Genomic DNA, 7,556 nt, shown 5'->3' on the forward strand with positions numbered 1-7,556 from the left:
GAAATGTAACGGAAAGTTAAAAATGTTAATGTCGGGAATGCCATACCAAAGGAAGGAAACAGAGATCTTGTTTGTCCAATCGTCGGGAGAAACTTCATGACAAAAGATGCGGAAAACCGTCGGCGAATGAATAATGCCGACGGTTTCCCGCATTTTGAAAATCTAAAACAAACAGATGCTATGTCACTGTATCTTTGCCGGACGAACGGAAAAGCCATAAGATGCATTTGAAGAGGCCATAGGACCAGCTGTCGGTGCATAACGGTTATCCAGATAAAAAATCATATTCTGCGGTTTGGTACTTCCGTCACTACCGTCTGTCGGAAACTTAGGACCGTTTATTTCATAACCAAGCACATTATCTTTATCGTCTTTAACTGCAGAAAGTCCGCCGCCAAGCACAGACGTTGTGATATAAGCAATCATCCTAAAGGAGCACCAAGTCTGGCCCTTAAGAGCCAAGGGCAATTTAGTAGAAGGTACAGTTGAATTTGCCTTCATTCTCACATTCATGTCTCTGACCCCGGTAGCAGGAAAAAATATCGGGCTGCCTGTTCCGTCATATTTGCTATTCAACCGCCAGCAAGCAGTGCTCTCATCCCATTGCGGCTTATTCCCATCAGGAAAGCCGTCTATTCCATAGGAAGGTCTGTTTGCTCCCAACATTCCGGTAAAAGCCGCCACCGGCGGTACGCAATAGCCGGGAGGGCAGGGATCATAAATGGTCTTCGTAACCGTTTCATAGTTAGCAACATTATCAAATGAGGAAGAACTGCCCAATCCGCTGGAATTGGAGTTCCAGGCATGATAATACACACACTTGTCATCGTTGTTCCAATAGCCAAAACCATGCCCGTTGTGCCAATAAGCCCGATAATTATACCCGGTATTGCTATGATTATTTCCCATAAAGAACACATAAGGAAACCGGATGCTCTCCCCGAAACTGGCACCGTCGGGATTGTCGCCCTTTCCGAAACGATACTGCTCGTCATCAACGAAGAACGGTTTGTTCAGCATCGTAAAATCACCGCTTAATTTTTCACCACTCTCGGATTGATAATAAGCGTTAGCAGTATAGTAATCATCACCGGCATGCTGAGGGTCAATCTTGTCGTAAATGCCTGGAAGCATAGGGTCTTTACGTCCCCACTGATAGTAGGTGTTGTCTCCTCCGAGAGAGGCGAGAATCTCACTCTGCCAAAACGTTATGTCCTTTGATATTTTCTTTGCCTGACTGCCTGCGCCCGGGACCTTGAGGTCGAACTCACATCTCAGGACTATCTTACGCTTGGGGGACTTGCCATGCCGGTCGCTGTAACCAAGGTTACACGGTGTGAGATAGTAATCGTCACCATCCGTCAGCTGGGTATCGCCCGGATTTTTTTTACGGGCCGTTGTCTTTATCAAATCGCCCTGTTCCCACTTCTGATAAGTGGCCCAAATGTGCCAGCTCCACACAATGACGCCGTCCTTTCTCACTGCCACTACTGCATTTCCCTGATTTAAGGCGTGCCTGTTGACCTTGAAAGTAAGAAACTTTTTGTCATTGGTCAACTTGACGTCACTGACCATGCCTGGAACATCCTGCCACAACAATACGGCATCTGTAACGCCTCCCGTCTGAGTGGGAATGTCCATGTGTTCAATCTTTCGGTTTGCATGATCCACAAAGTATTGAATGGAAGGTCTGTGGTAAATCGGGTTATCACTAATCATACCGGGTTTCTTAACCGTATAAGAGGCTGTATTGGTAGCACCGGCACTGTTGCGGGCATTACCGTAGATAAGAGGCAGTTTGTAGTAGCCATGGTCGTGTATCATATAACAATTGGCTGTTTCACCTCCGCCGCTCAGGTCGAAAGGATTACCGGAAGTTCCCTTGCCGGCCTCTGTTATCTGGGTGCCGAATTTGTCACGCAATTCTTCAAAAACAGGTTGGGGGGGCAGCAGAAGTTCTTTGGTGTCTTTGTCATAAGTCACAGGCTTGAAAGTAGTCTCATCGCCGACCTTGTAGGTAATGTTACTCAGAGGCTGCTTCACCACGGTTTCTTCCTTGTCTGCCTGCACCACTTTTACATACGATTCAAACTCCACATCGGTCAAGAATCCGGAAAAGGGGAATGTGTCCGTCTTCTCCGTAAACTCCTTGCCTTTATGCTTCATGTTAAACACCGGAGTAAGAATCATGCCTGTGGAAGACAACGAATAGGCATATAACTTACCCGGAAGCCATTTCCGGGAACCGTCACTGCTGCCAATGCCGGCAGTAAGGGTGTAGCTCTTACCCGTGAGCTTTTCGGTAATCGTGATTTCTATCTTGGCGTCCGGCCCAAGCGTTTGGGGAATCATGAACATAGTCAGCTCATCACTCGATGTACCGGCTATCGGCGTACCGGGCTTGACATAAGGATTCTCTCCGTCGGGCGTATCGCCGCTGCCGCCTCCGGCGATAATGATTTCTGTCGCCACCTCATAGGTGGCATCGGCTCTTCCCGTTGTGGTCCACTTGTCGGAACCGATAAGCGTGGAACCGCTGCCATAAACGCCTGAAAGTTTTATCTTGGTAATGGTGCCGGCAAGCATGGCATCGCCGGCTTTAAAGGTGATGGCGGAAAGGGCATGGCCAAAACTAAGATTGACAGCGCCGCTCCCGGAAATGATATCATCGCCCGTACCGTCGCCCTTACAGGTGGCCACAGCCGTAAGCAGATCGGTCTGCTTCTTTACGTCCGTATTCACCGTAAAACTAATGTGGGGAGAATTGTCGGCATGTGACAATTCCTTATTGGTGGCATCTCCCGGATTATAATAAGGCGCATAAGCATAAAAACGAATGTTACCGCTACCGGGCCAATCGAGCTTTCTGTCAGAAGGGGTTCCGTCCTCATTCACCATTACTCCGCTTTTTGACATTTTCAAATTATTGGCAAAGTTGGCGGTGATATCATTTTCCTCAAATTCATCGATATTACCGGTATAGCAAAAGGCCGTCAAACCGAAGTAATCGGGAAAATCATCCTTGGTATTCACCTGAGCCCCCCTACTCTTCATATCCGAAACAGTCATAACGGAGTCATTGAGTTCGTGCTCTTCCGTAACGAGATACAGTTCACCCTTTTTTAGGGTCTTGATAGTTATACCAGTATCCTCAGAACGCTTCACGGGAGTACCCGCGCTCCAGCTTGAAGCAAGGCTTACCTCAAAGACCGGGGAGTCAGCCGGCCCTTTCAAATTGTCAAATGTAGTGTCTTCGCACGCCGCTAAAACAGCTGTAGCCAAGCATACGGCGGCGCATTTCATGGCGTGCCGAAAGACATTCATACTTATAAAGTCTCTCTGTCTTGTGGTACTCATCATACGTGTGGTGTTCGTCTGTACTTATGAATTCCGTTGTTTATCGCTCGCATTTTCCGGCATTGATGACCGTATTTCTTTTCCATACGATGTAAGGCTCGGCCATCGGCTCCGTATTTCTTTTTTCCGTATATAAAAACCGGGAGATCCGGCAATATTCCTATCAGTCTTTTTGCCTGTCTCCCGGTTTATTGGTATTATCGTTCCTTGCTTCCAGGGGAAGCGGCAGTGACGCTTGAAAAGATTTATATTATTTCATGCCCATGTTGCCACCGCCGGTATCCTCACCGTCACCATTTACCCAGCCGTTTGTCCAATTTTCAACATCTACCGTGAAACGAATAGGCTGGTCAAGTACAGGGTCACCTATTGTTTTCTTCGGTTCAACGTCAGGAATTAGCTTTATATATTTTCCGGCACCATCGGGGAAACTGGCGAGATCGTCAGGGTTAGGATATACGCCGGCACCACTCGTAGGACCACAGAATTCAAGAGTATAGATGTATTTCTTTCCCGGTTCCCACACCGTATTAATAGGAATACAGGTATATCCATATTCTTCAACATCAAAATTACCGGTATAAGGGAACAACTGATGTTTGTGGGAATTTTCACCAACCTGCACTCCACCAATATTTTCAACATCTTCGTGCGTACCGCCATCATGGGTGGTAGTAACACGGCAGAGCAACAAGATATAGGCGCCTTTGGAAGTGTTGGCAGTCTTATCGCTATCGTCATCCAAATCCCAGCTGTCCAGTTTCTGCGGTACAAGCATCAAATTATTATTTTTCTTCTCAGCCTCCTCAGCATATTCCAACACATCATGATCGTTATGACCACTCAAATTGACAATCTGAGAAAATTCCGCTCCATAAGAAGTTTTTGCTCCACGAGGAGTCCATTCCATATAATGTTTTTCCTCACCTACATTTTTATTGAAAGCAAGTGTTCCGGTTGGCAATACATTAACAATCCATGCGCCTTTTATCAACACCTCTTTCGTCTCATCTGTTTTGTCGGTACCTACCAATATCTGACCTCTTTTAGCTTTCACCACAATTTGGGAAAGTGCGTGATTGAACGTGAGTTTGACACTTGTGCCCTGTGAACGAGAAGCCTGCTCATAAGCGACAATCAGGTCTTTTTGGTCATTAGGTTGTGGAGCCGGAGTAAAATCCTTTATTTCTTTAGTTTGCGTCTCCATTGTTATTGCCACATCAGACGGAGACACACCCCAAAAATCAATTTTAGCAATATCAGACGGCCAATATACGGGATCATCAATCTTAAAATAATTCTGGTCCTTCTGTTTCTTAGCTATCTGTCCATTAATGATCATGTTGCTAGTATAATTAACAGCCTGTCCCCATACTTTAAACTCAGAAAGGTTTGCGGTTGTAATGTTGGCGGCACGGCTCACAGCCGTATTAAAGGTAACTTCCGGCCCCTGATTAACCCGTTCAATCTCATCGTTTGAACAAGAAGCAGCAAGCAGGACAGAGCCTAATCCTAATGCCAATGCTTTGTAATTAACGCTCATCTTTAATGATTTAAAATGTTAATATGTTGTTTTAACTATTTCCTTCAGGGTTTAAATGCCTTAGATTCCTTTTACCCGGCCACAGCACAAGGCTTCGGAAACGTTTCCCGGACCGGCACTTCATCAGAGCATGTCGAGGTCGTTGTTTATGACATCATCCCAATCCGACACATTGGGTAACATACCGGTACCATCGGGCGGCGGCAGTTCTATGCCATCGATGACAATAGTAATATCATGCAGGTCGGGTACGTCGTGCAACTGGTCCGTTACGTCATATTCGTAATATTTCATCTTTGAGGTATAGACCGTCAGAATGTGACGCCGCTCCGATTTTTTCACCGGACAGTGGCCGAATATCATCACCGAGCCTCTGAGTGTGGTTTCATCGACCACCGAAAGCCCTATGGGCAAGGTCACATCGCGCCCTACGGCCAGCCCTCTTGCCGGCGAATAGCTTTCGGCCATGCAGGTAAGCCCAATGCTCACTCCCACACTTGTGCTGACGTTTTTGGCATTCTTCAGCGTGACAGTACACCCCACAGTTGCCTCTCTGGGCATGAATCTCAGAGGCTTCGGCTTTTCCAAGGGGACTATCGAAATATTCTCGACACTGCCGGACCACATTTTTTCGGGAGTCTGCTTCACGGGATCGCTTTCAGTACCTTCAGGGCGCGGCGGAGGCACATTGGTCACTCCGCGTCCCAAGGGAGCGAGCAACGACTCGTCAGCCGTGGTCACCACAAAGCTTTCATAAGTAGTTCCCTGTTCCTTGAGAGTTTCCGTGTCGCCGTTAAAAGTGACGGCGTCATATTCGCCAGCCGGCACCCGTATCTTGGCTCCATCCTTCACATTAGTCAGTTCATAACGCCGCGGCAAGCCGCCGTCGCGCGGAAAGAGGTAAACCACCATCGTGCGCGGCGTGGCATCGGGGGCTTCGCTCCAGTCGAACTCCACCTTCAGTTCCGTCCAGTGAGAGTGGTCGTAACACAAATCACGATGTTCGCAAGCAGCCGATGAGAGCAGGACAGCCACAAGCAACATACGGACGATTACATTTGAAAGCCGTTTCATTTGCGCCCTCCTTTCCTTGCATTGTGATTGCCCTTGCCGAGGAGCCACTGCAAACCTATTTCAAGACGGGTAGGTCCGAAGCGTTTCAATTTGTGGGTAGACAGCCACACATCATGGTCGTCAACGGGGTGGTGTTTCTTATATTTTCCCCACGCATAACCCACTCCTACGGCGAAGTCGAAACTGAGCCGGCGTGACACAGGAAGGGAATAACCGTAGCTGAGCCCCGCAGCATAATTATACTTGTTGCCCATCACTCCGGTACGATTGCCAAACTGGAAGTCGTAGGTAGCCATTGAGGCATACACTCCCAAATGATGACCGCTAAAAGGGGAAACCGAAGAACGCGGCGAACGCCCCAAACGGGCACGCAACTCGATATCGCCTCCATAGACGCGCCAATAACGATGACGGGCCTTGCGGCTCCACCATGCGTGCATCCAGTCGGCATAAAGCGTCATTCTCTTGCCTAAATATATTCCCACACCGACATTAGGCACTAATGCGGCATCGTAAAGAACATTTGTGCTCAAAAACATTTTGGGGAATCCTTTTCCATCACACCCGTCCTCGTAAGAACTACCGGAAGAAAGCGCACTCCCAGACACGCCATCACCGGAAAGCACGAGACTTTCGGCCATGCCGGCGGCCCTATCCGCCGACACCTGACGATCCGCAACAACTACCGGAGCATCGGCCGGCTGTTCCTTTGCACCGCCAACGAGCGATTTATCGGAAAAAGCCTCCTGAGGCAAAAGATATCTGACATCTATCCTGGCGCTGCGGCAGAAATCCCAACAAGAGGCAATCTGTTCCTTTGCCACGCCGGACGTAAAATCAATTGCCAAAGAATCCTGAGACGATTCACCAAAAAGAAGCCTTCCGAGCGCCTTGGCACGCCTGGCAGCCAGCCATTCATTGAATCCGCTGTCACCTTCGGGCGAAGACGAGCCATGAATCGCTATGGAGACTATACGGTCAACGGAAAGCGAATCGAGAAACTCGCGCATCTCTCTCAAGTCACGTCTGTTATGAAACAAACCGGACTTAATCCAGGAAGAAGCTTTTGGAAAATAGATAGTCCTGCTAAAAATACTGTCGGAAGTCTCTGGAATGTCAGCCAAAACGGCAGCCGAAGCACCGAACATACCGGCATGTGAAAGAAAAGACATCAAGAGTATGCACAAAAGCCCTGCAATTCTTTTGTAAAAGGACACAGGGATTCTTAATTTGCCAATTATATTTACTATCAAGTTCCGACTGCTATCTGAATTCATAAAAATATTTTTTACTTATTCCAAAAGCACGAGACAAAATTACCAACTATTTTTTACACCTGTCACAAATTAAAAAATATTTAAGAAATATTAGCAAACAGACTATTACCCGTAGTCGTTGACTGTCCACAAAAAAACGGGATCAGAATCATTTTTATTAAAGAAACAGCCGGCGTGTTCCTGCTAAACATTCCCATCCTGCCGCATCCTCAGAAAACCAAAAACAACCGCTTTCAAATTTAACATATTTAACTTTCCGTTACATTTCAAAGGTCTGTTCTTGTCACTTTATGTATCGGAAAGAC

Annotated in this window: 4 protein-coding genes; all 4 read right to left on the reverse strand. The window is 47.4% G+C overall.

From position 1 onward, the window contains the following. Positions 1 to 183: 183 nt before the first annotated feature. Positions 184 to 3,324, reverse strand: a complete 3,141-nt coding sequence (locus tag C5S62_RS06965; RefSeq protein ID WP_172486112.1) for a fimbrillin family protein — start codon at positions 3,322 to 3,324, stop codon at positions 184 to 186. 283 nt (positions 3,325 to 3,607) lie between these two features. Continuing rightward, positions 3,608 to 4,900, reverse strand: a complete 1,293-nt coding sequence (locus C5S62_RS06970) for a fimbrillin family protein (RefSeq protein ID WP_104404666.1) — start codon at positions 4,898 to 4,900, stop codon at positions 3,608 to 3,610. Between the two features lie 123 nt (positions 4,901 to 5,023). Beyond that, a complete protein-coding gene (locus tag C5S62_RS06975) occupies positions 5,024 to 5,974 on the reverse strand; it encodes a DUF5119 domain-containing protein (protein ID WP_104404667.1) in 951 nt (316 codons plus the stop codon). After that, a complete protein-coding gene (locus C5S62_RS06980) occupies positions 5,971 to 7,161 on the reverse strand; it encodes a DUF3575 domain-containing protein (RefSeq protein WP_223301176.1) in 1,191 nt (396 codons plus the stop codon). Before C5S62_RS06980 ends, C5S62_RS06975 begins: the two co-directional genes overlap by 4 nt. Positions 7,162 to 7,556 lie beyond the last annotated feature (395 nt).

The sequence above is a fragment of the Prevotella sp. MGM2 genome (assembly GCF_002933955.1).
Lineage (GTDB): Bacteria > Bacteroidota > Bacteroidia > Bacteroidales > Bacteroidaceae > Alloprevotella.